At 52.5% G+C, this 23,719-nt stretch carries 17 protein-coding genes; 7 read left to right on the top strand and 10 right to left on the bottom strand.

Going from position 1 to position 23,719, the window contains the following annotated elements; all coding sequences use genetic code 11:
• Positions 1-13 precede the first annotated feature (13 nt).
• From KEF85_RS09200 to KEF85_RS09175, 6 genes are all read right to left on the bottom strand, one after another.
• Complete coding sequence (locus tag KEF85_RS09200) at positions 14-931, bottom strand: FAD:protein FMN transferase (RefSeq protein ID WP_246534841.1); 918 nt, start codon at positions 929-931, stop codon at positions 14-16.
• A 93-nt stretch (positions 932-1,024) separates the two neighbouring features.
• Positions 1,025-3,034, bottom strand: a complete 2,010-nt coding sequence (locus KEF85_RS09195) for a tetratricopeptide repeat protein (protein WP_215579746.1) — start codon at positions 3,032-3,034, stop codon at positions 1,025-1,027.
• The gene (locus tag KEF85_RS09190) at positions 3,031-5,352 is read right to left on the bottom strand and encodes a tetratricopeptide repeat protein (protein WP_215579743.1); all 2,322 of its coding nucleotides are present in this window, start codon (positions 5,350-5,352) and stop codon (positions 3,031-3,033) included. The genes KEF85_RS09195 and KEF85_RS09190 overlap by 4 nt, the downstream gene beginning before the upstream one ends.
• A 7-nt stretch (positions 5,353-5,359) precedes the next feature.
• On the bottom strand, positions 5,360-8,074 hold the full coding sequence (locus tag KEF85_RS09185) for an O-linked N-acetylglucosamine transferase family protein (protein ID WP_215579740.1): 2,715 nt from the start codon (positions 8,072-8,074) through the stop codon (positions 5,360-5,362).
• Positions 8,061-10,097, bottom strand: a complete 2,037-nt coding sequence (locus KEF85_RS09180; protein WP_215579738.1) for an O-linked N-acetylglucosamine transferase, SPINDLY family protein — start codon at positions 10,095-10,097, stop codon at positions 8,061-8,063. The genes KEF85_RS09185 and KEF85_RS09180 overlap by 14 nt, the downstream gene beginning before the upstream one ends.
• A gap of 79 nt (positions 10,098-10,176) precedes the next feature.
• Positions 10,177-12,321, bottom strand: a complete 2,145-nt coding sequence (locus KEF85_RS09175; protein WP_215579736.1) for an O-linked N-acetylglucosamine transferase, SPINDLY family protein — start codon at positions 12,319-12,321, stop codon at positions 10,177-10,179.
• Between the two features lie 27 nt (positions 12,322-12,348).
• Here KEF85_RS09175 and KEF85_RS09170 point away from each other — a divergent pair, with 27 nt between their 5' ends.
• The 4 genes from KEF85_RS09170 to KEF85_RS09155 all read left to right on the top strand — a co-directional run bounded on the left by KEF85_RS09170 (position 12,349) and on the right by KEF85_RS09155 (position 16,020).
• A complete protein-coding gene (locus tag KEF85_RS09170) occupies positions 12,349-12,504 on the top strand; it encodes a hypothetical protein (protein WP_215579734.1) in 156 nt (51 codons plus the stop codon).
• 214 nt (positions 12,505-12,718) lie between these two features.
• Positions 12,719-13,534: a HEAT repeat domain-containing protein gene (locus tag KEF85_RS09165; RefSeq protein WP_215579732.1), complete on the top strand. Its 816-nt coding sequence runs from the start codon at positions 12,719-12,721 to the stop codon at positions 13,532-13,534.
• A 776-nt stretch (positions 13,535-14,310) separates the two neighbouring features.
• A complete protein-coding gene (locus KEF85_RS09160; protein WP_215579730.1) occupies positions 14,311-14,970 on the top strand; it encodes a hypothetical protein in 660 nt (219 codons plus the stop codon).
• Positions 14,971-15,282: 312 nt separating this feature from the next.
• Positions 15,283-16,020, top strand: coding sequence for an FKBP-type peptidyl-prolyl cis-trans isomerase N-terminal domain-containing protein (locus tag KEF85_RS09155; protein ID WP_215579728.1), 738 nt, complete (start codon positions 15,283-15,285; stop codon positions 16,018-16,020).
• 22 nt (positions 16,021-16,042) lie between these two features.
• Here the strand turns inward: KEF85_RS09155 and KEF85_RS09150 are convergent, their stop codons facing one another.
• From KEF85_RS09150 to KEF85_RS09135, 4 genes are all read right to left on the bottom strand, one after another.
• On the bottom strand, positions 16,043-17,308 hold the full coding sequence (locus tag KEF85_RS09150; RefSeq protein WP_215579726.1) for a hypothetical protein: 1,266 nt from the start codon (positions 17,306-17,308) through the stop codon (positions 16,043-16,045).
• A 49-nt stretch (positions 17,309-17,357) separates the two neighbouring features.
• Complete coding sequence (locus tag KEF85_RS09145) at positions 17,358-20,288, bottom strand: DUF3570 domain-containing protein (protein ID WP_215579724.1); 2,931 nt, start codon at positions 20,286-20,288, stop codon at positions 17,358-17,360.
• On the bottom strand, positions 20,275-20,490 hold the full coding sequence (locus KEF85_RS09140) for a DUF4266 domain-containing protein (RefSeq protein WP_215579721.1): 216 nt from the start codon (positions 20,488-20,490) through the stop codon (positions 20,275-20,277). The genes KEF85_RS09145 and KEF85_RS09140 overlap by 14 nt, the downstream gene beginning before the upstream one ends.
• Before the next feature lie 182 nt (positions 20,491-20,672).
• Complete coding sequence (locus tag KEF85_RS09135; protein ID WP_215579719.1) at positions 20,673-21,782, bottom strand: VPLPA-CTERM sorting domain-containing protein; 1,110 nt, start codon at positions 21,780-21,782, stop codon at positions 20,673-20,675.
• Positions 21,783-22,521: 739 nt separating this feature from the next.
• Here KEF85_RS09135 and KEF85_RS09130 point away from each other — a divergent pair.
• The 3 genes from KEF85_RS09130 to KEF85_RS09120 all read left to right on the top strand — a co-directional run bounded on the left by KEF85_RS09130 (position 22,522) and on the right by KEF85_RS09120 (position 23,639).
• On the top strand, positions 22,522-22,755 hold the full coding sequence (locus tag KEF85_RS09130; protein WP_215579717.1) for a hypothetical protein: 234 nt from the start codon (positions 22,522-22,524) through the stop codon (positions 22,753-22,755).
• Positions 22,756-22,876: 121 nt separating this feature from the next.
• A complete protein-coding gene (locus tag KEF85_RS09125) occupies positions 22,877-23,386 on the top strand; it encodes a TlpA family protein disulfide reductase (RefSeq protein ID WP_215579716.1) in 510 nt (169 codons plus the stop codon).
• A 103-nt stretch (positions 23,387-23,489) separates the two neighbouring features.
• The gene (locus KEF85_RS09120; RefSeq protein ID WP_215579714.1) at positions 23,490-23,639 is read left to right on the top strand and encodes a hypothetical protein; all 150 of its coding nucleotides are present in this window, start codon (positions 23,490-23,492) and stop codon (positions 23,637-23,639) included.
• The last annotated feature ends 80 nt before the right edge of the window (positions 23,640-23,719 follow it).

Here is a 23,719-nt window from a genome sequence, read left to right as displayed (position 1 = left end):
TGAAAATAAGTGCTTATGCCGGGTGTTGGCATATATTACCGGCGGCATCCATACAGACATAGGGTAATCCCAGTTCTGCCAACCAGGCCGGACCTTGCTGTTCCTTGAGCATAGCGATGGTGGTGGCGCTGCCGGCAATCAGGCAAAAATCACCCACTACACTGACTGAAGCCAGATGTTTGACCGGCCAGCCGGTCTTGGGGTTGATGATATGCCCGTAACGCACACCATCAATTATCATGCAGCGTTCGTAATCGCCACTGCTGGCCATGCCGCCGCGATGCAATTCCAGATTCTGTAACACCAGTTGTTTATCGCGCGGATGCTGAATGCCTATAATCCAGGGCCGGCCATCAGGATGCGGACCGATGATGCGAATATCACCGCCCAGATTAACAAAACCGTGCCCTACTCCGGCTTCCTGACAAATTACCGCCGCCCGGTCGGCGGCATATTCCTTGACCACTCCGCCTAAATCGATTTCCAGACCGGGCAGCGGAAAACTCAGCAGCGGCGCTTGCCAGTGCAGTTTCTGCCAGCCTACGGTTTCCAGCAAACTATCTATCACCGATTGCTCAGGCAATTTGCCGCTGTCAAAGCGCCAGGCTCGGCGTAACACCCCGGAGGTAATATCAAACAAGCCGTCACTTTGGGCATAACAGGTGGCGGCATAGTCCAGTAGACCGGCAGTTTCGGTATCCACGGCAATTTCACCGCCCGCTGCTGCCGCGCGGTTGATGTGCGCTAAATAGCTGTCAGTTAGGTAACGTGAATAACGCTTTTCCAAACGGGATACATCGGCATAGACTAATTGACTAATGGCCTGACCGGTTGCTGCGCTGGACACATAACATTGCAAATCGCAAATCGTGCCCATTGCCTTGAATTGAAATGTATATAAATTGAGTTTTGCCTGGGCAAGTTTAGTCATACTGAACAGATAGAAATGATTGACTACTATTGCACCGATTATACTGTCCACACAGCAAATTTCATTATGACTAATTTCAGCACTGCGCCACAGTTATAGCCGCAACGCTGTGCCGGTCTCGATAAATACCGGCAGTTGTTCGACAATATCCGCTATGACAGTGTCCCAATCGGCGGCGGCAGATTGTCTCCACAAGGTTGCCGTGGGATACCAGGGGCAGTCGCGCCTTGCCAGCAGCCAACGAAAATCAGGAGCAAACGGCAATAAAATCCAGACGGGTTTAGCCAGAGCACCTGCCAAATGAGCCACAGAGGTATCAATGCTGATCACCAAATCCATCGCATCAATCAACGCAGCCGTATCCGCAAAATCAGCCAGTGCCTGTTGATGTACGTATAGTGGCAGTCCAGTCTCAAGCAAATCACGGTCGGCGGCGCTAAACTCTATTTGCAGACAATGCCATTCTACCGGCAAACAGAACAGCGGTTTTAATAATGCCAGTGGAATACTACGCTTATGGTCGTTTTTATGGGTGGCTGAGCCCGACCAAACAATACCTATGCGCTGCCTGGATTTCGGGCCGAGCCGATTACGCCACAATTGTTGTTTATCACTGGAAACAGACAAATAAGGTATGGTGGCGGGAATATTGTCCAAGCCGGTTTTAAAGGCCAACGGCAGGCTCAGCAGCGGACAGTGCAGATCGAAAGCCGGCAGCGGTTGGCCCTGGGCCACAATTGTAAAACGATGATTGAGGCCGGATAATAAATTGAACAGCGATCGGGGAGTTTGGATCACCACTTTAGCCCCTGCCGCCTCCAGCAAATAAGCATAACGGCAAAACTGAATAAAATCGCCCAGACCCTGTTCTGGATGAATCAGGATGATTTTACCGGTAAGCGCCGTTACACCCAACCAGAGCGGCTGGGGGAAATCCGCCATAACATCGATTTGCGCCTTCCAGCGCCATTCATAAAGTTGCCAGCCGAATTGGTAATCGCCGTTTAACAGCATAAGCAAAGCTTTATTCCAATAAGCTGGGGCAAAATCGGGTTTTAAAGCAATTGCCTGATTGTAATCTTCTAGGGCCGCAAACAGTTGCAACTGATTCTGCAATGCGCAGCCGCGATTAAGATAGGCTGCGGCATAATCTGGTTTAAGCCGAATGGCCTGCTCAAAATAATGGATAGCTTCGGTGTGGCGATTCAGCTCATCCAGAGTAATGCCGCGATTGTTAAAGGCTTCGGCATAATCGGGTTGCCGGGCCAGAGCCTGATCGTAACTTAATAAAGCATCGGCATAGCGTTTGAGCTGATGTAAAGCGTTGCCGCGATTATTAAGAGCTTCGGTAAAATCCGGGCAAAGAAGCAAAGCTTGATCAAAACTGAGTAAAGCCGGTGCATACTGTTTGAGTTGCAACTGGGCCAGCCCGCAATTGTTATAAGCAGCGGCAAAATCCGGCTGTAGCTCGCTGGCGCGCTTAAAGTAGGCTATTGCCGCAGCCGGTTGCTTTAGTTCATACAATGCCAGCCCGCAATTACAGCAAGCTCCGGCGTGAGTTGGATTCAAGGCCAGGGCTCGTTCAAAGCTGATCAGCGCCGCCGCGTATTGACTGAGGTCTTTCAGCACCAGACCGTGCTGCAAGTGCAGTTCGGCATCATCCGGCCGTAGGGTCATGACGGCGGCGAAGCCGGCCAGCGCTTCGCTGTGGCGTTGCAGATTTTGCAGGGTGCGGCTGCGATTGAGTAAGGCGTTGACCGAGTCGGGCTGCAAGGCTAAGGCCTGGGTAAAACTGTCCAGCGCTGCGACTTGCAGCCCTTGGCGCTGCAAAGCCATGCCCCGATTATTATAGGCCTTGGCGTAAGCCGGTTGACAGGCGATGGCGCGATCATAACTGACCACAGCCTCGGCATGTCGGCCCAGCATTAGCAAAGTATTACCCTGTCGCCAATAAGCTTCACCAGCATCAGGCTGCTCGGCAATGGCCTGGGCATAACATTGCAAAGCCGGCTCATAATGATGCTCGGCATGCAGTGCATTGCCCTGCTCTAACCAGGTTAATGCCGGCAGGAGCGGCAATACCGGGTGATGGGCGGCATTCATGCGTTGCCCGTCGTCATATCAAGATCGACTGGTGCCAAGCCGGCCTGACTACGGACGTACATTTGGGTAAACGCCGCTTCCAGGTGAGCCGTAAATCGTGCGCAGTCGAACAAAGGTGTGGTCAGGCGGTTGGCGGCCAGTTTGGCCTTGATCGCGGCTAGTCGGTCAGGCTGGATAGCCAGTTCCACGGCTAGCGCCTGATAGTCAGTTGGTTTAGTGGTGATCAGTTCCGGCAGGCCGATGGCTGTCAGTAGACTGGCGGCCACCCGTCCGGCGAAGGATTCTCCGGCACAGGTCAGCACCGGCAGACCGGCCCACAGCGCATCACTGGCAGTGGTATGAGCGTTATACGGCAAAGTGTCCAGAAACAGATCGGCCAGCCCTAGTCTGGCCAAATGTTCCGCGCGGCTGGGCAGGCGTGGGGCAAAAACTACCCGCTCGGCACCGATGCCCTGGCGGTGGGCGGCGGCTTGCAGATTAGCCATCGCTGGTGCGTTATCCTCCGGTAGCCACAGCACACTGCCGGGCACTTGGGCCAGAATCCGTAGCCAGCTCAGGAAACAGGCCGCCTGAATTTTATAAGTATTATTAAAACAGCAGAACACAAAGCCATGAGCCGGCAAACCGAAATCGGCCCGGCTGAAGGTTTTATCGGCAATCGCCAGATCGCTGTCGTTAACCTGAAAGCTATCCGGCAAATAGACAATACGTTCAACGTAATGGCGGCGGGTGGCGGCAGGGATAACTATTCTATCGGCGATCAGGTAATCCATGAACTCTGCCCCCATCGTGCCCGGATAGCCCAGATAGCTGACCTGCACCGGCGCAGCGCGCAAGGCAAAAATACCGGAGCGGCAGCCGGTAGTATAGCCGCCCAAATCAACGGCAATATCAATTTCCAAGCTTCTGGCCAGTTGCACAGCCTGCAGATCGGAAAGACTGCGGATATCGATAAAGCGGTCAAACCCCTCCTCCAGCCGGGTGCGCATGGCATCTTGGCGGTCCGGGCCGAAAGCGAAACCGATAATCTCAAAGCTGTCGCGGTCATGATGCTCAAACAACTGGGCAGTGAGAAACGCCACCGGATGATTACGGAAATCCGCCGAAAAATAGGCCACGCGGATTTTCTGATGCAGAGGATGCTGAGTCATGCCCGGCAGTATCGCGATATCCGCGTATTTAGCAGTCGTCCAGATTTCGGCGGCTTGCCGCTGCAAGGCTGGGTCATCAAAAAAGGCCAGAACCGGAAACGGCGTAGAAACCTGTGCAGCAGTTTCAATTCGCCCGGCAAGCTGCTCCAATGAGGTATCCAAGTCCTGCCAGGCACAAATCTGCAATCGAGTGTGCCAGTATTGGCCATGCAGAAACGCATAATCAGGCTGCAAAGCCAGCACCTGTTCGTAGCAAGCCAGTGCAGCTTCATAGCGCTTAAGATCATAAAGGGCACTAGCCATGCCGTAATAGGCAGCTACAGAATCAGGCCGGAACACCAAAGCCTGGGTAAAACTTTCCAGACTCGCCTCACGCTGGTCCAAATGCAGTAAAGCCACGCCGCTATTGATATAAGCGGCATCCATATTATCGGTATTAAGCGCCATTGCCTGCTCCAGACTGGTCAGCGATTCGGCGTAACGTTGCAGATTTTGCAGAGTAAAGCCGCGATTATTATAGGCGGCCGCAAAATCCGGTTTTAGCGCTAACGCCCGGTTAAAACTGAGCAGGGCCGTCTCATAGTCTTTAAGGTGATTTAACACCAGACCATGACAATAATGAGCTTCGGCAAAATCCGGCTTAAGCGTTATGGCACAGGCATAGCTGTGTAAGGCTTCGGAATAAAGCTCACTACGTTGCAGGGTGTGGCCCTGATTGTAATAAGCAGCGGCATTATCCGGCTGTAGGGCAATAGCCTTAGCAAAGCTGGCCAGCGCAGCCGGATATTGGGTCAAGCAATCCTGCGTTATACCGCGATTGATGTAGGCAGAAGCATTATCCGGCTCTAAAGCCAAGACTCGGTCATAAGCGGCTATGGCTTGCTGGAAACCGCCCAATTCCCGCAACAGATTAGCCCGATCAAACCAAACGCCAGCTTGTTGCGGGTTGAGTTGTAATACCCGCTCAAAAAGCTGCAACGCCGCTTCAAAATTGCCTTCCTGTAATCGGACACTAGCCAATTCCAGCAAAATCACCGTATCGCGCGGAAAATTTTTCAGCAACTTCTGAAATATATGCGCAGCATCAGTAAACTGACCACTATTCAACAAAGCCCGACCCTGTAAAAATGCCTGTTGTTGTTTAAATGAAGGTGTATCCGGTTTCATAGCTTCTCTAGATGGATTTAACAACAATATCCTCAGGTGGTAAACCGGCCTGAGCGCGGCTGAACATTTGCCGATAAGCCTGTTCGAGATGGACGGTAAAACGGCGGATATCGAATAAAGGCGTGGTCAGGCGATTGGCGGCCAGTTTGGCCTTGATTGCCGCCAGCTGCCGGGGTTGAGTAGCCAGTTCGATGGCCAGCGCCTGATAGTCAGCCGGGGTAGTGGTGATCAGTTCCGGCAGGCCGATGGCTGCCAGCAGACTGGCGGCCACCCGACCGGCGAAGGATTCTCCGGCACAGGTCAGCACCGGCAGACCGGCCCATAGCGCATCGCTGGCGGTGGTATGAGCGTTATACGGCAAAGTGTCCAGAAACAGATCGGCCAGCCGCAACCGGGCCAGATGCTCGGACACCAGCGGCAGTTGCCGGGCAAAAATCAGCCGATCGGCACTGATGCCCTGCTGACCGGTAGCCGCCAGCAAATTTGCCGTAGCGGCCGGATTAAATTCCGGCAGCCACAGCACCGCAGACGGTACAGCCGCCAGAATACCCAACCAGAGGCCAAACACGGCGGGCTGGATTTTATAGGCATTGTTAAAACAGCAGAACACAAAACCGTCCGCAGGCAAACCGAAATCAGCGCGTTGAAAATCGGTATCAGCAACAGGCCGGGTAGTATCGCAAGGCAAAAAACTATCCGGTAGATAGACGATATTTTCCGAGTAATGCACCCGGTTGTGCGCAGGTATCAAGACCGGATCGGCCAGCAGATAATCCATATAAGTGGCCCCCATAGTGCCGGCGTAACCCAGATAATTGACCTGTAGCGGGGCGGCCCGCAAAGCAAAAATACCGGTTCGATTATCTGTGGTATAGCCGCCAAGATTAACAGCAATATCGATTTCCATACTTCTGACCAGTCGGGCTGCGGCCACATCGTCAAGATGGCGCAAATCCACCACCTTAGAAAATGCGGCTTCCAAACGACTGCGCATTGCATCTTGAACATCGGCACCGAAAGCAAAGCCAATAACTTCAAAGTGGTCACGATCATGCACCTCAAACAATTCAGCAATTAAAATTGCCAGAGCGTGATTATGAAAATCGGCGGAAAAATAGCCGATACGGATTTTGTCATGGGGAGCATAGGCGGATAAGGCCGGTAAATCCGGTAGCGGCGGGAATTTTTCGGCCGCCCATTGGCGAGCGGCCTGATGTTGTAAAGCCGGATCATCAATGGCTGCCAACAGCGTGAACGGGGCTGATGTGTTATGACCGGCGGCAATTCCGGCGCGGCAACAGGAAAGTTCGGCAGCTAAATCCCGCCAATCACAAATATGCAGCTTGAGTTGCAATATATGGCCAGACAAATAGTCCTGCTCGGGCTTGAGCTGCAGGGCTCGATGCAAACAGGCCAGCGCATCTGCATAACGCTTTAATTCCTGTAAAACCATCCCGCAACCACACCAAGCCACGACCAGATCCGGTTTTAGCGCCAAAGCCTGTTCATAAGCGCGTAAAGCCTGAGCGTGATGCTTTAGGTTTGCCAATACATTGGCATTATTATTATAGGCTTCAGCATAATCGGGTTTTAAAGACAGCGCCTGAGCAAAACTGTGTTGTGCCGCCGTGTACTGACGCAAATGGCTGAGGCTGACCCCGCGATTACAGTAGGCTATTGCCCCTTCTGGATCAAGGGTAATAGCCTGTTCAAAACATATCAAGGCCGCAGTATGCTGCTTGAGCTGCTGTAAAGCCATGCCGCGATTATTATGGGCGGCGATGAAATCGGGCTGGAGTTGCAAAGCACGGTCAAAGCAGTCCAGTGCCGCGCTGTGCTGTTTGAGTTCATGCAAGGCCAGTCCGGCTGCGCAATAGGCCTCGGCATAATCTGGATCTAAGGTGATAGCCCTGGTAAAACTGCCGTGTGCGGCACTGTAGCGCTGTAATTCGTGCAAGGCCAGGCCGTAATTATAATGGGCTGCGGCCAGTTCCGGCTGCAAGGCGATGGCCTGAGCAAAACAGTCCAGGGCCAGAGCCGGATGCTTTAGATGCTGCAAGGTATTGCCGCGAGCGATATGAGTGTCCAGGGCATTCGGTTTGACAGCCAGAGCCTGATCAAAGCGGCTCAAAGCCGCCTCATAGTGACCCAGTTCATCCAGCAACATGCCCAGATTATAATAAGCACCCGGCTGATCCGGCTGCAGAGCGATGGCCTGCTCGAAACTGCATTGGGCTGCGGCAGGTTGCTGCAGCGCATTAAGCACCAGACCGCGATTATTAAAAGCCTCGGCATGGCTAGGTTGTCGCGCAATGACCCGCTCATAGCAGGCTAATGCTTCTGAATAACGTTCAAGTTTATGCAGAACCACGCCCTGCTTCCAGTCAGCGGCGCTGAAATCGGCTTGCAGAGCCAGTGCCTGCTGATAGTAGCGTAGCGCCTCGGTATCGCGGTGTAATTCCAGCAAAGCATTAGCCAGATTGAAACAGGCCACAGCATGGTGAGGATTAACGGCCAGGGCCTGGGCAATCAGCACGGCCGCCTGTTCAAACCGGCCGGTTTGGGCGGCCAGCACCCCGGATAAATGCAAGGCATCAAAATGATCTGGCTGTCTGGACAGCAGTTGACGGTAACCGGCCTCCGCCTGAGGTAATTGACCACTCCGATGCCAGTTCATAGCCTGAGCCAATAATTGAGCCGGATCAGTCTCAGGCTGATACATCGATATGCTCCGGCGGCAAACCAGCCTGGGATCGGGCATACATCTGCCGATAAGCGGCTTCCAGATGCGAGGTAAAGCCCTGACTGTCAAATAAAGGTGTCGTCAGACGATTGGCGGCCAGTTTGGTCTTGATCGAGGCCAGCCGCTCTGGCTGGGTAGCCAATTCCACGGCCAGAGCCTGATAAGCCTGAGGGGAATTAGTGATCAGTTCCGGCAGGCCGATGGCTGTCAGCAGACTGGCGGCCACCCGCCCGGCGAACGACTCCCCTGCGCGGGTCAGCACCGGCAGACCAGCCCACAGCGCATCGCTGGCGGTGGCGCCGGCATTATAAGGATTGGTATCCAGAAACAGATCGGCCAGCCGGTAGCGGGCCAGATATTCCGGTAAAGGTAATGGCTTGCCGAAAATCAGACGCTCGGCAGCCACACCGTGAGCAAGCGCCGCCTGTTGCAGATTGCTTGCGGCAATCGGGTTGTCGGCAAGCAAAAACAGCACACTATCAGGCACCAGTTTTAAAATGTTCATCCAAAGCCCAAAGGTTTCGGGGCTGAGCTTGTAATTATTATTAAAACAGCAGAACACAAAACCCTGGGTCGGCAGACCCAGTTCGGTCCGGCTGTAGCTAATATCGGCAATGCTACGCCGGCTGTCGTTGACTTGATAACTGGGCAGATAGGCGATTTTTTCCAGATAATGGGTTTTGGCTTGCGGCGGGATCACCACTCGATCTGCCAGCAGATAATCGATATAGCCGGCCCCCATCGTGCCCAGATAGCCGATATAGCTGACCTGAACCGGTGCAGCACGCAAGGCGAAAATACCGGGCCGGCAGCGGGCGGTGTGTCCGGTCAGATCGACGGCGATATCCAACTGCAAATTTCTGGCGATTTGCGCTATTTCCTGATCCGACAGATTCTGCACATGCAGAAAATGATCGAAGCCGGCTTCCAGGCGGGTGCGCATTGGGTCATGGTTATCGGCTCCCAGCGAGAAAGCAATAATTTCAAACTGGTCTCTGTTGTGTAGTTCAAATAATTCGGCGGTTAAGAAAGCAACAGCATGACTGCGAAAATCCGGGGAAAAATAGCCGATGCGGATTTTCTCGTGGTGCGGATACAGCACAAGCTCTCCCAGTATATTCACAGGCGGATATTTTTCCTGAGTCCAGATTTCGGCAGCCTGACGCTGTAAAACCGGGTCATCGGTACAAGCCAGCACGGTAAACGGGGTAACGGCCTTTTTGCGGTCGGCGATTTTCCGACCCAGTTCAGCAACTTGGTCGTTGATACCCTGCCAGTCGCAAATTTGCAGTTTGGCCTGGATAATCTGGCCGGCTAAAAAATCGCTGTCCGGCTGCAGCGTCGCAGCCTGACTGAAACTGAGTAAAGCTTCATCATAGCGCTTCAATTCGTTGAGCGCATAGCCATAGCCGTTATGGGCTTCCACATAGCCGGCCTGCAAAGCCAGCGCCTGGGAAAAATAAGTCAGGGCCGCAGCATAATCCATCTGTTTGTTTAGCGTCAGACCGCAGGCATGATAAGGTTCGGCATCATTCGGTCTGAGTTGGATAACCCGGCGAAAACTTTCCAGCGCTGCATCATAACGGCGCAGTTGCTGTAAGGCGTAGCCGCGTACCAGATAGGCATCGGCGTAATCCGGCTGCAAACTAATTGCCTGTTCATAGCTGGTCAGCGCCGGCAGATATTGCTTGAGATTTTGCAGGGCGTTGCCGTAATTGTAATGGGCGTCGGCTTGATGCGGATTAATGGCGATGGCCTGACCGATAAGCTGCACTGCTTGGCCCGCATCACCGTTTTGGGCGGCAATCACCCCCGACAAATGCAGCGCATCGAAATTATCCGCCTGGCGTTCCAGGACTTGCTGATATAAGGCTTGAGCCTGTAGCAACCGACCCTGCTGATGGGCCGCCACAGCCTGCTCCAGCAATTGCTGGAGCAGTGCGGCCGTATAAACGCCGCTGTTGGCAAGCGCGGATGGAATGTGTTGCTGATGTTCCGACATAAAGCATTGACTCCTGTATTTTAAAGGTACTGGGGAAAGTTCATCGGTCATAAACCGGATTTATCCAGGTGATCCATCGTTAAACGGCCAAAGCTGCAGTAGCGACAGCTATATCCTCAGGTGGCAAACCGGCCTGACTGCGGCTGAACATTTGCCGATAAGCCTGTTCGAGATGGACGGTAAAACGGCGGATATCGAATAAAGGCGTGGTCAGGCGATTGGCGGCCAGTTTGGCCTTGATTGCCGCCAGCTGCCGGGGTTGAGTAGCCAGTTCGATGGCCAGCGCCTGATAGTCAGCTGGGGTAGTGGTGATCAGTTCCGGCAGGCCGATGGCTGCCAGCAGACTGGCGGCCACCCGACCGGCGAAGGATTCTCCGGCACAGGTCAGCACCGGCAGACCGGCCCATAGCGCATCGCTGGCGGTGGTATGAGCGTTATACGGCAAAGTGTCCAGAAACAGATCGGCCAGCCGCAACCGGGCCAGATGCTCGGACACCAGCGGCAGTTGCCGGGCAAAAATCAGCCGATCGGCACTGATGCCCTGCTGACCGGCAGCCGCCAGCAAATTTGCCGTAGCGGCCGGATTAAATTCCGGCAGCCACAGCACCGCAGACGGTACAGCCGCCAGAATACCCAACCAGAGGTCAAACACGGCGGGCTGGATTTTATAGGCATTGTTAAAACAGCAGAACACAAAACCGTCCGCAGGCAAACCGAAATCAGCGCGTTGAAAATCGGTATCAGCAACAGGCCGGGTAGTATCGCAAGGCAAAAAACTATCCGGTAGATAGACGATATTTTCCGAGTAATGCACCCGGTTGTGCGCAGGTATCAAGACCGGATCGGCCAGCAGATAATCCATATAAGTGGCCCCCATAGTGCCGGCGTAACCCAGATAATTGAGCTGTAGCGGGGCGGCCCGCAAAGCAAAAATACCGGTTCTGCTATAAGCAGTATGCCCGCCCAAATCCACAGCAATATCAATTTCCAGGCTTCTGGCTAGTTGAGCGGCATCGGGATCCGAAACTGCACTGATGTCGATAAAGTGGTCGAAACTCTGCTCCAGTCTAAGCCGCATCGGATCCTGCTTATCCGGTCCGAAAGCAAAGGCGTAAATTTCAAACTGGGTTCTATCGTGGATTTCAAACAGTTCCGCCGTTAAAAATGCTACCGGGTGGTTGCGGAAATCAGCAGAAAAATAGCCGATACGAATCCGCTGGTGGGTAGGAAAAGCTGGAATATCGGTCAGACTGAACTGTAGTGGATATTTAGCCTGAGTCCAGATTTCGGCGGCTTGACGCTGCAAAGCCGGATCATCGCTCATGGTCAGCAGGGTAAAAGGTGGTGCAGCATGCGCCCCCTGGCCGATTTTGGCGGCCAGTAAAGTCAGTTCGGTTGCCAGTCCGGTCCAGCAGCAAATCTGCAAACGAGTCTGCAGGCGATGCCCTGCTAAAAAATTAAAATCGGGACGCAGGGCAAAAGCCTGATCGAAACAAGTGGCGGCTTGGTCAAAGCACTGCAGCTCATTCAGTAAATGGGCATAATTACTGTAAGCTTCCACATAATCCGGTTGCAGGGCAATGGCGCGGGTAAAGCAATCTTGAGCAGCCGTATAATTTTTCAGCTGCTGCCAGGTCAAGCCCAGATTGTTGGCCGCTTTGGCATGATTGGGTTGTAAAGTCAGCGCCTGTTGATAGCTGACCACTGCTTCGGGGTAGCATTTAAGATTTTGCAGCACATTGCCGCGATTGTTATAAGCTTCAGCAAATTCTGGTTGCAGAGCGATGGCCTGTTCATAACAAAGCAGTTCTTCGCTAAAGCGTTTCAGATCCTTATATACCAGACCGCAGTTATTGTAAGCGTTTGCATAATCCGGCTGCAGTTCGATAGCGCGTTGGAAACTGTCCAGGGCTGCCTGATACTGCCCCAGTTTATGCAGAGCTACGCCGCGATTACTATAAGCTTTGGCAAAATCGGGTTTACAGGCGATGGCCTGCTGGTAACTGTCCAGCGCAGATTCATAGCGACCCAGAGTGTGCAGGGTGTTAGCGTGCTTCCAAAAGGCTTCAGCATAGTCGGGTTTGAGTTGTATGGCGGCTGCGTAGCTTTGCAGGGCAGCCTCGTAGTGCTGCTGAGCTTGCAGGCTGTTACCGCGATTGACCCAATCAACTGCCTGTGCGGCCGGGTCGGGCCTGGCCGGCGGGTAACCATACTGTATAGACATGGCGCGGGTTTGCTCCTGATTCAGGCAATGTCTCAGCCGCGTTTGCCGATATTTGGCTTAAACGCTGCCGATACTGCCGTGTCGATATGCTCACCGGATAAAAAGCCGGTGCGTCCTTTATATCTGTGCCTGAGCGCTTCCTGCGGCCAAGCATCTGGTATCCCCCGTGGCGCAGAATACTAAATCCGGCATCGTGTCGTGTCAAGCTTACAACACAACTAAAAATTCCCGGCTGGGTTTGAGGGCAGCTAAAATTAGCACTTCATGAACCGGCATAAAGCCGATTGGTGTCGGGTTTGGGCTGGCCGGCCAAATATATTTGGAATTTGCAGCAGTTATTTTGTAAGATGAATATCGGCCATTGGGGGATGGCAGCATTATTACCGGAGTTGTTGTTATGATAAACCCCCAAATCCCCACTGTCCGCCCGACCGCCGCCCATGCTCAAAAGTATTGGCGGCTGGCTATAGCTGTGGCAGCCTTTTCCTGTCAGGCCGACGAACCGATGCAGCCGACACTGAAAATCTCGCAACTGGCAACTTCTGCCGTTGTGCATGTTCAGGCTCAGCAAGTGCTTTTATCGCAATTGCTGGAGCAGCTTGCCAATACCGCGCACCTCAATCTGCATTATTTATCGCCGCCGGCCAATCTACGGGTCAGTGGTGACTGTATTGGGCAATTGCCTAATCAAGTGTTGGAATGTTTGCTGGGCTCAAATTTAAATCTGGTGGTGCGGCATTCCGCTCAGGGCCTGCCGGAGGAATTATGGGTACTGGGCGGCGGCGATCCTGCCGGTAGTGGGCAAAGCGATGCCAATCTAAACGCCGATCTGAGCAATAACGATGCTTTACTCAGTCTGACGCAGTCCCAGACCAAAATTGAGCGGATCAGAGCCATGGCTAATATTGCTTCGGGTCGGGATACCGATCCGCTGTTAACCAAAAAATTATTAACTGAAGCAATGGACGATGAAGACCCGCAAATTCGCGCCAAGGCTATCAGCAGTTACGCCATTTTTGCTGGCGAGAAAGCCCGGTTGCACTTGAAGCAGATGCTCAGCGATAAAGATGTTGATGTGCGGCTGGCGACATTAGTGGCTGGGTATCAGGATCCGGAAATCCTCAATCTAGCGCTGGGCGACAGCAGTGAGCAAGTGCGTGCCGCAGCAGACAGGCTGTTGAGCCGCTTAAACAATCGGCAGACCGAACCATAAACCCCACGGTTGCAGCCAAGCTCAGGCGGCATTGAGTTGACATCCCCGTGAAACTCCCCCATTCATATTGTCTGTGAGGCCGGACAGCTCACGGAAATCAAGCTAAGCGCCCTCACCTCCGCTGTAAAATCCGCCCGACCCTGCTTTGATAAAGGCTATAGTAACCAGCTACGCCGGGTGTTTTCGCGATAGCTAAACACCAAACACCCTCGAAGTTTTAATGGCTTGCCTAACCGCGAGTCCACCCTACAGGGTGGTCTGTTTGCCTTTTTTAAAGATGGAGGTAAAGGCTTACGGTTTAACAAAACCAAGGTTAAATAGCACAAAGCCAAGAAGTTAACGAGGTATTTAACATTGTTTAATAATATCTAGCCTAATGCTTGTGTTGTGTTATTTTTTAAAAAACAATTACTTAGCAGTTTGGCATATTTTATGCAAATCAATGTGCCAAGTGCGATGATAAAAATCAGCACTACTTTGCAGCATGGTGATCCTTGAGGTTTTTCCTGAGCAGTCAGGACGGGGATTTGCCGACAAAAGCAGATTGACAGCACAGCGGTAAGCTTTTGCGCTTATCCGCCCATACCACCGGCACTGCCGGTAAACAGCGAATTGCGGGCGAACTTAAGGATAAGGCCGCCCGCGAGGCCAGCCTCGGCAAAGGCTGGTTAAAACCAAACGCCGGAATCCACACGACTCCGGTGTCAACGCGGCTACCTGACAGGAAGCATGTTTCCGCAATTATCATTTGCAAGTAATGACGTATAGGATTATATATGAAAAAGAATCAACTATTAAGCGCTATTTCCGCTTCGCTGTTGACAATGGGCGCTGTTGGCGGCGCTTCTGCGCACGATATTCTGGGCGGCACCGTGGCGCCTTTAAAATCGGACGTGTTCAGCACCACCTGCTTCTCCTGGGGTGGGCTGTATTCCTCAGCTCCCGCAGGTGAAGTGGCCGGCAATGCCGCCGGTTTTAGATTTGCCGTCAATCTGCAAAACACTCATCCCGGTAACAGCGTAACCGCCGAGGTTATTTTTCCGACTACCGGCAACGTCAACGGCCCCGGCGGCAGCAACCCCAATAACGTACTGCCTTGGAGTCCGGCACCGACTACCGCCTCGACAACCACTACTAATGCAAATAACCCGTGGTCTACCAGCAGCACTACTGAGCCGGACTTTACCACTCACGGCGTATCGCCTAGCGGCTGGAGTTCGGCTCAGTGGCTGCCCGGCAGCAACGGCGAATATATAATCACCATTACCTCCAATGATGCCACCAATACGGTTGGTTATGATTTTCTGGGCCATTGCCAAACAGCTGCCACCGGGGTTACCACCAGTATCCATTCCGGCCAAGGTGTGTGGATTACCGGTACTACCTGGGGCCACTACGGACCAACGAGTGATTTTAATCAATTCATTGATAACTAGCCGAAAAACCGGCTATACCGGTTAGTCAGCGCAGTATTGCCGGGGTTCCGGCAATACTGCGTTTTTGTTAGTGATTAAGCAATAATGACAAGTATTCAGGGTCAGAGTATCCCTTTAAAAACAGGTGGTTGTAGGATGCTAAACGCAGTGCGGCGCCTCATTCGAAGCTAAGTACCTACTTAAAAAGGATAATTAAAAATTGACACTCAGTAATTACGCTTTTTTCTTAAAACTGAATCGCATAGTAATCGGCTGAAGAAACAAGTAATTAGTAATGTGATGATAACCGAGACAAAACACTGCATCAATACTATGAAGAATAAGATATCGATTATATTGGCTGTTAGTTTGGCAGGCCAGGCCGCCGCCAACAGCGGCAAACCACATAACGACACCCAGAAATACAGTTATGCTCTGGCGGTGGATTTAATGAAAACCCTGAACCAGGATGATATGGCGCTGGACAATCAGGCATTTTTACAGGCTTTACGGGATATGCAAAGCGGGCGCGGCTCGCAACTGGATGTTAAGGAAACCCGCAAGGCGCTGGATTATTTTGTGCTGCAACGTGTTGCTCACCGCAAAGCCCAGGCCGCTGCCGCCTTGGTGGATGGCCGCAGCTTTTTGTTGAACAATCTGTTCAAGCCCGGCGTGACCGAACTGCCCAGCGGCCTGCAATACCTGGTATTGCAAAGCGGTGAGCAAGGCCGCCGCCTGCAGAACGGCGAAGGGGTGAGTTTGCGCTACCGGGTCAGTGATATCAATGGTCGGGAAATACTGAATGGCAGTCCGGATGGGGCCAGCCGTAAACTGGTGGTTAACGAGCATTTGTTAAGCTGCTGGAAACAGGCGTTGCCGCTGATGCAGAAAGGTGACAAATGGCGGCTGTTTAGTCCGCCTGATTTGGCTTACGGTGAAGCCGGCTCGCCGGACGGTCTGATTAAACCCAATCAGACTTTAATCTATGAAATGGAAGTAATGGATTTTGTACCGGAAGCGGAAGCGTTGGCGGAAATGGATAAACCGGATGTGCGCAAATTGGCAGAGTAGCGGATAGAGTAATAATAGGTGTTTAGGGTGAAAAAACCCCGTTATGCAGCATGGCTGCCAGGGCAGCCGGATCCAGCTCCAGATAGGAGGAGCCCAAGGCCTTAATACAGCATTCCGGGCTACGGCTGAACAGAGAAATCAGTAATAACAGCGAGACAAACAGGGTGCCGGCGTGTTTGCGCACAAACAGGCCGGCCGGTAATGCGCAAAAACCCTGAAAACTTAGCTGCAGTCCGGAAAAAATCATCACCGAAAACACCAGATTAATACCAAAAATCCAGCGTCCCCAATCCCAGCCCAATACAAACAAAGGTAAAAAGCACACAAACACCAGCACAAAATTGCCGATAAAATCGGCGCTGGCGTAGACTTGCGCTGGACTGCGCTGTTGCAGACGGGCCTGGATATAGCCGTTGATTAAGTACACCAGCGCTAGCGGATAAAGATAATACAAGCCGATGCCGGACCACAGAATTTGTTTGGGCAGTTGCATGGCCTGTGTCAAACTCCAGCCCAGTGCGGCGATGCCGCCGCTGAGCCGGCCTGTCGAAAAACGCTGTGCCGCCGGCGACAACGAAGCCCAAATCTGCCGGCTTTGCTCAGCATCGCCTTTGAAACAGGACAGCAGGATGAATATCATTAGATTCAGCAGCAGAAAACCGCGCAGGCCGGAACCGGCGGTATCACGGCCATACCGAAAATTGAGGATATTGAATAGGATAAGCGCAAAAATCAGGGTGCAAAAAAACACACTAGCTTCGTGAATTAACGGCAAGACCAGTGAAAACAGGATGATCAGAGTCAAGATGGCCGCCGCCAGACTACTGCTGTTCGGGGTTTTAGACCATTTTCTGTACAGGGCGGCCAGTATAAAAATCGCCAGATAGAAACACATCTCCTTGCGAAAATAATATTCATTGGCGATAGCCGCCCAAAAAAAACCGCAGGGGGAAAACACATAAATCAAGGCCGCCCCCGCATAGCGAACCGAACTAAGCGTGAGCTGCAAGGAAAAGGCCAGATAGGCGGAACCGAGAACAAACGCCGTATAATTAAGCGCAGTGGTTTCCTTATTATAAAACCAGTGCTGGATAAACTCTCCAACCAGACCGCGTCGGATAAAACCGGCTTGATAATTGATCAACCATTCATAAAAAGCCCAGGCATTCCATTTTAAGGCCGTAGGGTTGAACAGGGTGTTAGACCAGATTAACAACCAGGATAACAACCCGGTCGATACGACGATGAGCGCAGCGGCTAGGGCCGTTATTTTCCGGGTAGGTATCATTGACAGATCTTAATTAACATGGTTGGGCTGGGTTTAGGCGACCGATCGCCTAGAATGCATAAGACCAGTTAGCCGCCAGCGCACCGCTACGTTCCAGCTGATAGCCCTGGTAATTGGTGTACATGGGTTGCAACCATTCAAAGCTCAAGCTATTGCCGGCCCAGCGGCCATGGGGTATGGTCACGGTAAAACCCAGCCCCAGATCGGCAAAGCTGCCGCCGCTGTTGGCGGGCGATTGGTCGGGCATATACACCATTTCGCCGGGTAGCATGGCCAGACTGTGGGCGCCAACCATTTTGCCCTGACCGGTATAAATACCGCGCAAGGTGGTGCTGAGCCAGTCGGTGAACTGATAACCACTCCATACCGTGCTCTGGAAGATGTCGCCGAGCCGGTAGCCGTAGGAATTCAATTGCTGGAGGCGATGGGTGCCGCTGACCTGACCGCCCCAAAACCAGTCGCCGGCCTGACCAGTATAAGTGAGACTGGGCTTGTAATCCCAGGTGCCGCTGCCCAGTTGCATATCGTAGCCATAAAAGCCGTCCGAAATAAACTGGGCTTTGATGTCGACACTGCCGGTCGGCGCGCTGATGCCGTGGGTGATATGCAGATGCTGGCCGCCGCCGTCCCAGAGCCGGAACAGCGCATAAGCCCCGGTATCGCCAAAGCCGCCGCTGTTCTGGTAATCGCGCATGCTGCCGGGATACATGCCGTTACCGGTATAAAGCATCATCTGCTGCATGGTTAAATACGGATCCATTCTCATGTCCATATCCATAGACATGAACTGGGGCATCAGCATCAAGGTCAGCCAGTCGCTGGGGGCATACATTAAATCCAGCATGTGCATATTCATGGTCATGCCGGTGTTATACATCACGCAGTTATTGCTGCTGATCTTGCTGGCGTTGGTCAACGGACAGCCTTGATTGAGCAAGGTCTTAAGCCCTACGGTTTGGGTGCCGTGCTGATAATTACTGCCCTGCGGGTTGCGCAGATAACGATATCCCAGCATGAATTCGCCGGCGTGATCCAGCATGTGAGTGAACATTACCCCTGCCGGGGCAGCGGCCCGGTCATGCCGATGCCCGGTATGGGGATCCGCCGGGCGGTCAGCGCTGTCGAACAGGCCGGCAAACCAGTCGCCGAGGCCGTAACTGTCGTAGCTGCTGCTGACTTTGGCCAGTTCGCCGAGATTGGCGCGCAGACCGGCGTTGGCGACAAAATAATGATAATCGGCGTAATCGGCAGTACCGCCTCCACCCAGTTTTAAAGAGCCGGCATGGGCGTAATATTCATAACCCAATTCCATGGTCAGGCCGCGGGCAAACTGTTTGGAAAGGGTAAAGCCGCCGCTAATGGTGCCGTAAGCCGATAAGCGCTGGTCACTGGAAAAATAAGCCGGTACCCCGGATGCGTTGGGGATGCTCAGATTTGTCCCATTAGGCAACAGGTTCTCCAATAGATAAGGGGTGTAAAATGAGGCGGCGGATTGTGAGTAATAGCGAACATGCGGGGTCAAGGTCCAACTGCTGAGCAGAGCCTGACGCCATTCGGCATCAAAAGTGTGAGCGTTTATCCCCCAGTCGTCATGAAAAAAAGTGTAACTGAGTTTGGGTACAGCATCCAGGGTCTGGATATAATGCCGGTAACTGGTGTCCCAGTTAAACTGGTTGCGCAAGCCCGGCCGCTGCTCCAGTACCAGACCAATACCGGTTGGCATTGAAATGCCGGGATAAGGATTTGTGGCATAGCGCTTGTTAGCCATATCGTTAGCGTCTTTCCACCAGTTAGGATCGATGACAAATATTGCCACATCCTTATAGGGATTGCCCAGATAACCGCTGGTATTGGTGTAGGACAATCCGCTGCTGAGTACCGCGTTTTTGCTCAATACCTGGCTCAAGGCCAGCGATAAAGCGCCGTCCTGGCGGTTGCCGGTGATAACAGGCTCGCCCATATAACCAGATGAAACTTGCGCCAGGGAGTGATTTAAAACCTCGGGTGAGGCCACCGGTGACAAAATGGCGTGGGTATCGCTATTGGTGTAACTGGCGCCCAGATTCAGAGTGGTGAGTTTTTGGTTGAAATCCAGGCGCAGCCCCAGATTGCCGAACCGCGACAGATAATCGCGTTCAATGGACGCGCCGCCGCCGATATCCAGCGCGGCATTGTCCCAATCGTAACCCAGCTTGAAATCGGCTTGATTGCGCATTTCCGGTGAGGCATAACCGAGCACATGCTGCAAAGGCAAGGCCGCCAGAGTGAATTTGTCCAGATTGGCATCATTCCAGACCGGCCGGTACATGGGCTGGCCCTGAGCGTTAAACACCAAATTACTAAGCGCCTGACCATAGCCATAGCTGGCGCCGACGCCGCTGGATTTTGGCGAGGGATTATAAATGGTGGCGGCCGGAGCTGTGAACCAGGGGGTGGCGCCGGACCAGACATCCTGCAGATAATTAAAGGCAAACCGGCTGCGGTCAGTGGGGCGGAAGCGGGTAAATCCGTGTTCGCTGTCCACGGTAATAGGCTGGTAATGCAGTGGGTATTTGACGATAGGCGGGGTAATGCTGTTAACGCCGTTATCGTAAAATGCCGGCAAATCGACAAATTTGCGTACGCCTTCCTCATAATGGCTGTACTGGTAACCCACTTCGTCATCATTGTCGGCAGGCGGGCCGGCTTCGGTATCGCCGGCATCTGCCGGCGGGGCAGCAGTGGTGATGCTGAGACTGGGCAGGGCCGGGTTAAGCGTTGAGCCGGGATCGGCTGCGGCATCCATGCCGGGCAAGGCCAGCGCCGACAGGCAAAAAGCCTGGAGTATATTGCTGCGGGGCGCCGCTTTGGGCCTGGCTGGAGCCGGGACAGACACCAGAGTCAGGCCGGGCTGAAGGCGATGGGCTTGCCAGACGGCTCGGCAAGCCGCAGCCAGCCGGGATAAATGGGGGGCGGCAGCCCTGTGCCTAGTTACAGCCACAGCCGCCTCCCGATGCTGCTGTGCCGGCTGCGCCGGCTGCTTCCCGGCTGTTGTAATTATGCTGGCGTACCGAGGTTTGCAGTGGCAGCGGATCCGCGGCCATGATGGGTTTGGCCAGATTGCCTCGCTCCCAGGGTTGAACCTGACTACAGGCGTTGAGAATGAGTAGCGGCAACAGCCGCGTGAAGTTGCGGGTGGTCATAATGGTTGATTCCGGGCGCTGGTGGCATCGCCAAACACCGAACCATACCCATGGCCGGTGCGTTTGAGTTAAAGCGGTTATTCCGAGAAAGTGTGTTCGGCTGATCCGGCAGCTTGGTCTGGTGTTTAAAAAAGTGGACTTGCAGCGAACCGGCTAGGCCAACTTACGCTTGGTCTTATCACTTAAGGCGATTTGCGCCGACTCAGGCAGCCCAGGCCACCCAGGGCTGCCGACATAAGCCAGAAGGCTCCGGGCAGTGGTGCGGGAATAAGGTCGGTCGTGGAGGTAAATACAGCCCAGCCGACGTCCGGGGTGCCGCTGATGACGCCGTTGTTGTTGATCCCGGTAAACTGGGTGCCGGAATATCCGGTTTGGTATGGATCCTGCACGCCACTGCTGAGAAAGGTATGGGTGTTAAGATCGTATTCAAAGCCATAAAATAGGTTGGTGCCGCTGTTATTTTTTTCATAACCGACTACCAAACCGTTGTTATTGACATCGGTAGGTACCACAGTACTAAAGTTAGGGTCAGTAATGGTGGTGCCGACCTGGGTGGCGTTATCGTACACAAAAGTTGTGCCATTGTAACTGGCCAGCAGATAATTGCCGTCATTGCTGACGTTACCCACCTGCAGGCCTGCCGATTCTGTGACGCCGTTAACGGTGAGGCTTAAATCGGTATAGGTGGAGGTGGCGATATTATAGGTAAAGCTGTGCTCGTTAGCCCCGACAAGGTGGGTGGTATAACCATAGATGATATTGCTGTCGGTAATGCCGGTAGCAAATTCACCTGCTACGTGATCACCGGTTGGCAGGTTGTTGGGGTCGGCTGGCAGCAGTTTGGTTGGGGCGGTTTTGCCGTAATCTGCAGGTGTAGTATAAAAAGCGGTTGACCCCTCTGAACTGCCGTAGTTATATTCGGTTAGGCCGGTTTCATTACCGACCACATAGCCATTGTTGTTAAATCCGCTGACTAACGCATTGACTTGCTCATTGGACATAAAACCCTTATAGCTCAATCCGGTGGCACCGACATAGACATTGGTGGAACTCAACGGGTTATTGTTGGCAGCATTCCAGGAGCCGGCCACGGTGCCGGCGTCATTAATCAATGCGGTTGGGCTATAGGTGCCGTTATTGTACTGATCGTTGTAATTGCTGCCGCCGGGGGTGGTGGCTATGCTATAGGTATAAGTGGTATTGGCCAGGGCGGTGGGGACGATGCTGAACCAGGTGCTGAGGATGGCGGCGGCCAGTACGGTGGGTCGCTGATTTATCATGGTGTGCTGCATGTGTATTTCCTAAGAGCTAAATTTTTTATAAATTCCCAGGCTTACTGAAGCACGCCTGGCGTGGCTGCTGACATGATCCGGTTGCGGTGGGCGCTTGTGGAAAGCTTGCTGCTATGCCGACTGCCGTGTCATGATTGCTTTGCATTGCTCATACGCTTTGGCTATCAGTGTGGCAAGGGTTGCGCTGCTCTGAGCAATTGTTAATAAGCATTTTTCGCGCCATATATTTTGCAGTAACAGGTTTATAGTCTGCATTAATGCTGATTTTTTATAAGCATTTGATATGGTTTGGTTTTGTTAAAATCGCCTGGCGATAATGCCGGACTGAGGCGGGCGGCTAAATTGGGTGGTGGTTGTGCTATTTTATTTATAACTTATTGAAAATAAGTTACAAAAATCATATTCTTTGGTTTTATATCAATTCTGCGCTGTTTGACTGGGCTGACTGCTGGATTGGCGGCTTAATTGCGGCTATTGCCGGGTTTTTTTAGTTCTGCCGGCAATTGGCTAGCCCAATAACATAGTTTAATTAAATGAACCACAATTTAAATGGCTGAGACCGCATAATTTAAGGTGGTAATGAGCTGATTCTGGTCTAAACGGCTGATCTGATCTCGGCTGGATGGTTTTTTTCGGGATTTTTTATTATCTGTGTGTAATGCCCTGATTTTTTAGTTTTTTTACGTTAAATAACATAGAGTTATTAATTTTTGTCAAGCGTTTGAAGTTATTGGGCCAAATGCTTGTTCTATTTACCAAGTGGCACGGGCTGTACCGGGCCGGATTAAGCTGGTCAGCCAAATTGGCACGTATTCTGTATTACAGTAAACAAGCTGTTGTATTGGCGCTGCTGACCAATATTGCTTTGATGAAAGCGCCGGAGGATGTGCCGACTCTGGAGGCGCATCAATCGTGGTTGATGCGCATACTACATTCAGCGCATCCTGCGCTGTATCTGTCGAAACAAGATTGATTCTCTACTAGCTAAAACCTAGTGCGCGGGTTTTGTAGCCTACCTCCTCAATTTCGCGTTGCTGCATCGTGGCTGCATTGAATATTGATTAATCAGTTTATTTAACACTCCGTTTACCATTATGACTTATCGATTAGCCTTGTTATGCGCAGTGCTGGGTTTTGGCTGTGTATCTGCTGTTTTTGCGGATGCCGAAGTCCCCCGCCCTGCCCCGCATTGTGCGTTCAGCAGCCTGGATCAGGCTGACCATTATGACTTGCAGAGCTTTAAGGGCAAGGTAGTATATGTGGACTTTTGGGCCTCGTGGTGTGGGCCTTGTGTGCAGTCGTTCCCTTATATGAATATGCTGGACCGGGATTTGAAAGCGCAGGGTTTACAGGTGCTGGGAGTAAATATGGATGAAAACCCGGCTGACGCTTTGGCTTTTTTAAAGAGCAGGCCTGCCGCGTTTATAGTGGCGCTTGATGCAGCGGCGCAATGCGCGCAGGATTTTGGGGTTAAAACCATGCCTACCAGTTTTTTACTGGATCGCAATGGTCAAATTCGGGCAGTGCATAATGGTTTTAGAGCAGGCGAGGCTAAAGAGTTTAGGGCAGATGTGGAACGGCTATTGCTGGAGCCGGCGAATTAAAGGGTTTTAATGTCGATAGGTACAACGGGGGGAAATTATTTATATGCCAGATATCATCAAGATGCAATCGAGCAAACGGAAGAAGTCCGCGGGAAGTACTGTCATGGCATCTGAGGCTGTGGAGTTTCCTTCCGCACGCTATTTTCAAGTACATTTTGAGCATATCTATGCCGAGCTGGTGGAAACCCGGCGCTCGCTGGAGGATTTGCAGCAACAGTTGCTGGCTTTAACCAGTTTGCAGAATAAAAGATAAGTGTTGGCTTTATTTGTGGGCAGTCGGCGTTATCATATAGGCCGCAATAAGTCTTATCAGCGCCCTATTATTCGCTGAAT

The organism is Methylomonas paludis (assembly GCF_018734325.1).
Lineage (GTDB): Bacteria > Pseudomonadota > Gammaproteobacteria > Methylococcales > Methylomonadaceae > Methylomonas > Methylomonas paludis.
Note: the sequence above shows the minus strand (reverse complement) of the source record. Positions and strands in the feature narration are given on the sequence as shown.

Bases quoted from the DNA above. Each gene is read 5' to 3' on its own strand.
- KEF85_RS09180 (WP_215579738.1), bottom strand. From the start codon at position 10,097: ATGTCGGAACATCAGCAACACATTCCATCCGCGCTTGCCAACAGCGGC.
- KEF85_RS09135 (WP_215579719.1), bottom strand. From the start codon at position 21,782: ATGCAGCACACCATGATAAATCAGCGACCCACCGTACTGGCCGCCGCC.
- KEF85_RS09130 (WP_215579717.1), top strand. From the start codon at position 22,522: ATGCTTGTTCTATTTACCAAGTGGCACGGGCTGTACCGGGCCGGATTA.
- KEF85_RS09200 (WP_246534841.1), bottom strand. From the start codon at position 931: ATGACTAAACTTGCCCAGGCAAAACTCAATTTATATACATTTCAATTC.
- KEF85_RS09150 (WP_215579726.1), bottom strand. From the start codon at position 17,308: ATGATACCTACCCGGAAAATAACGGCCCTAGCCGCTGCGCTCATCGTC.
- KEF85_RS09160 (WP_215579730.1), top strand. From the start codon at position 14,311: ATGAAAAAGAATCAACTATTAAGCGCTATTTCCGCTTCGCTGTTGACA.
- KEF85_RS09170 (WP_215579734.1), top strand. From the start codon at position 12,349: ATGTCTCAGCCGCGTTTGCCGATATTTGGCTTAAACGCTGCCGATACT.
- KEF85_RS09185 (WP_215579740.1), bottom strand. From the start codon at position 8,074: ATGTATCAGCCTGAGACTGATCCGGCTCAATTATTGGCTCAGGCTATG.
- KEF85_RS09195 (WP_215579746.1), bottom strand. From the start codon at position 3,034: ATGAATGCCGCCCATCACCCGGTATTGCCGCTCCTGCCGGCATTAACC.
- KEF85_RS09140 (WP_215579721.1), bottom strand. From the start codon at position 20,490: ATGACCACCCGCAACTTCACGCGGCTGTTGCCGCTACTCATTCTCAAC.
- KEF85_RS09175 (WP_215579736.1), bottom strand. From the start codon at position 12,321: ATGTCTATACAGTATGGTTACCCGCCGGCCAGGCCCGACCCGGCCGCA.
- KEF85_RS09125 (WP_215579716.1), top strand. From the start codon at position 22,877: ATGACTTATCGATTAGCCTTGTTATGCGCAGTGCTGGGTTTTGGCTGT.
- KEF85_RS09155 (WP_215579728.1), top strand. From the start codon at position 15,283: ATGAAGAATAAGATATCGATTATATTGGCTGTTAGTTTGGCAGGCCAG.
- KEF85_RS09190 (WP_215579743.1), bottom strand. From the start codon at position 5,352: ATGAAACCGGATACACCTTCATTTAAACAACAACAGGCATTTTTACAG.
- KEF85_RS09165 (WP_215579732.1), top strand. From the start codon at position 12,719: ATGATAAACCCCCAAATCCCCACTGTCCGCCCGACCGCCGCCCATGCT.
- KEF85_RS09120 (WP_215579714.1), top strand. From the start codon at position 23,490: ATGGCATCTGAGGCTGTGGAGTTTCCTTCCGCACGCTATTTTCAAGTA.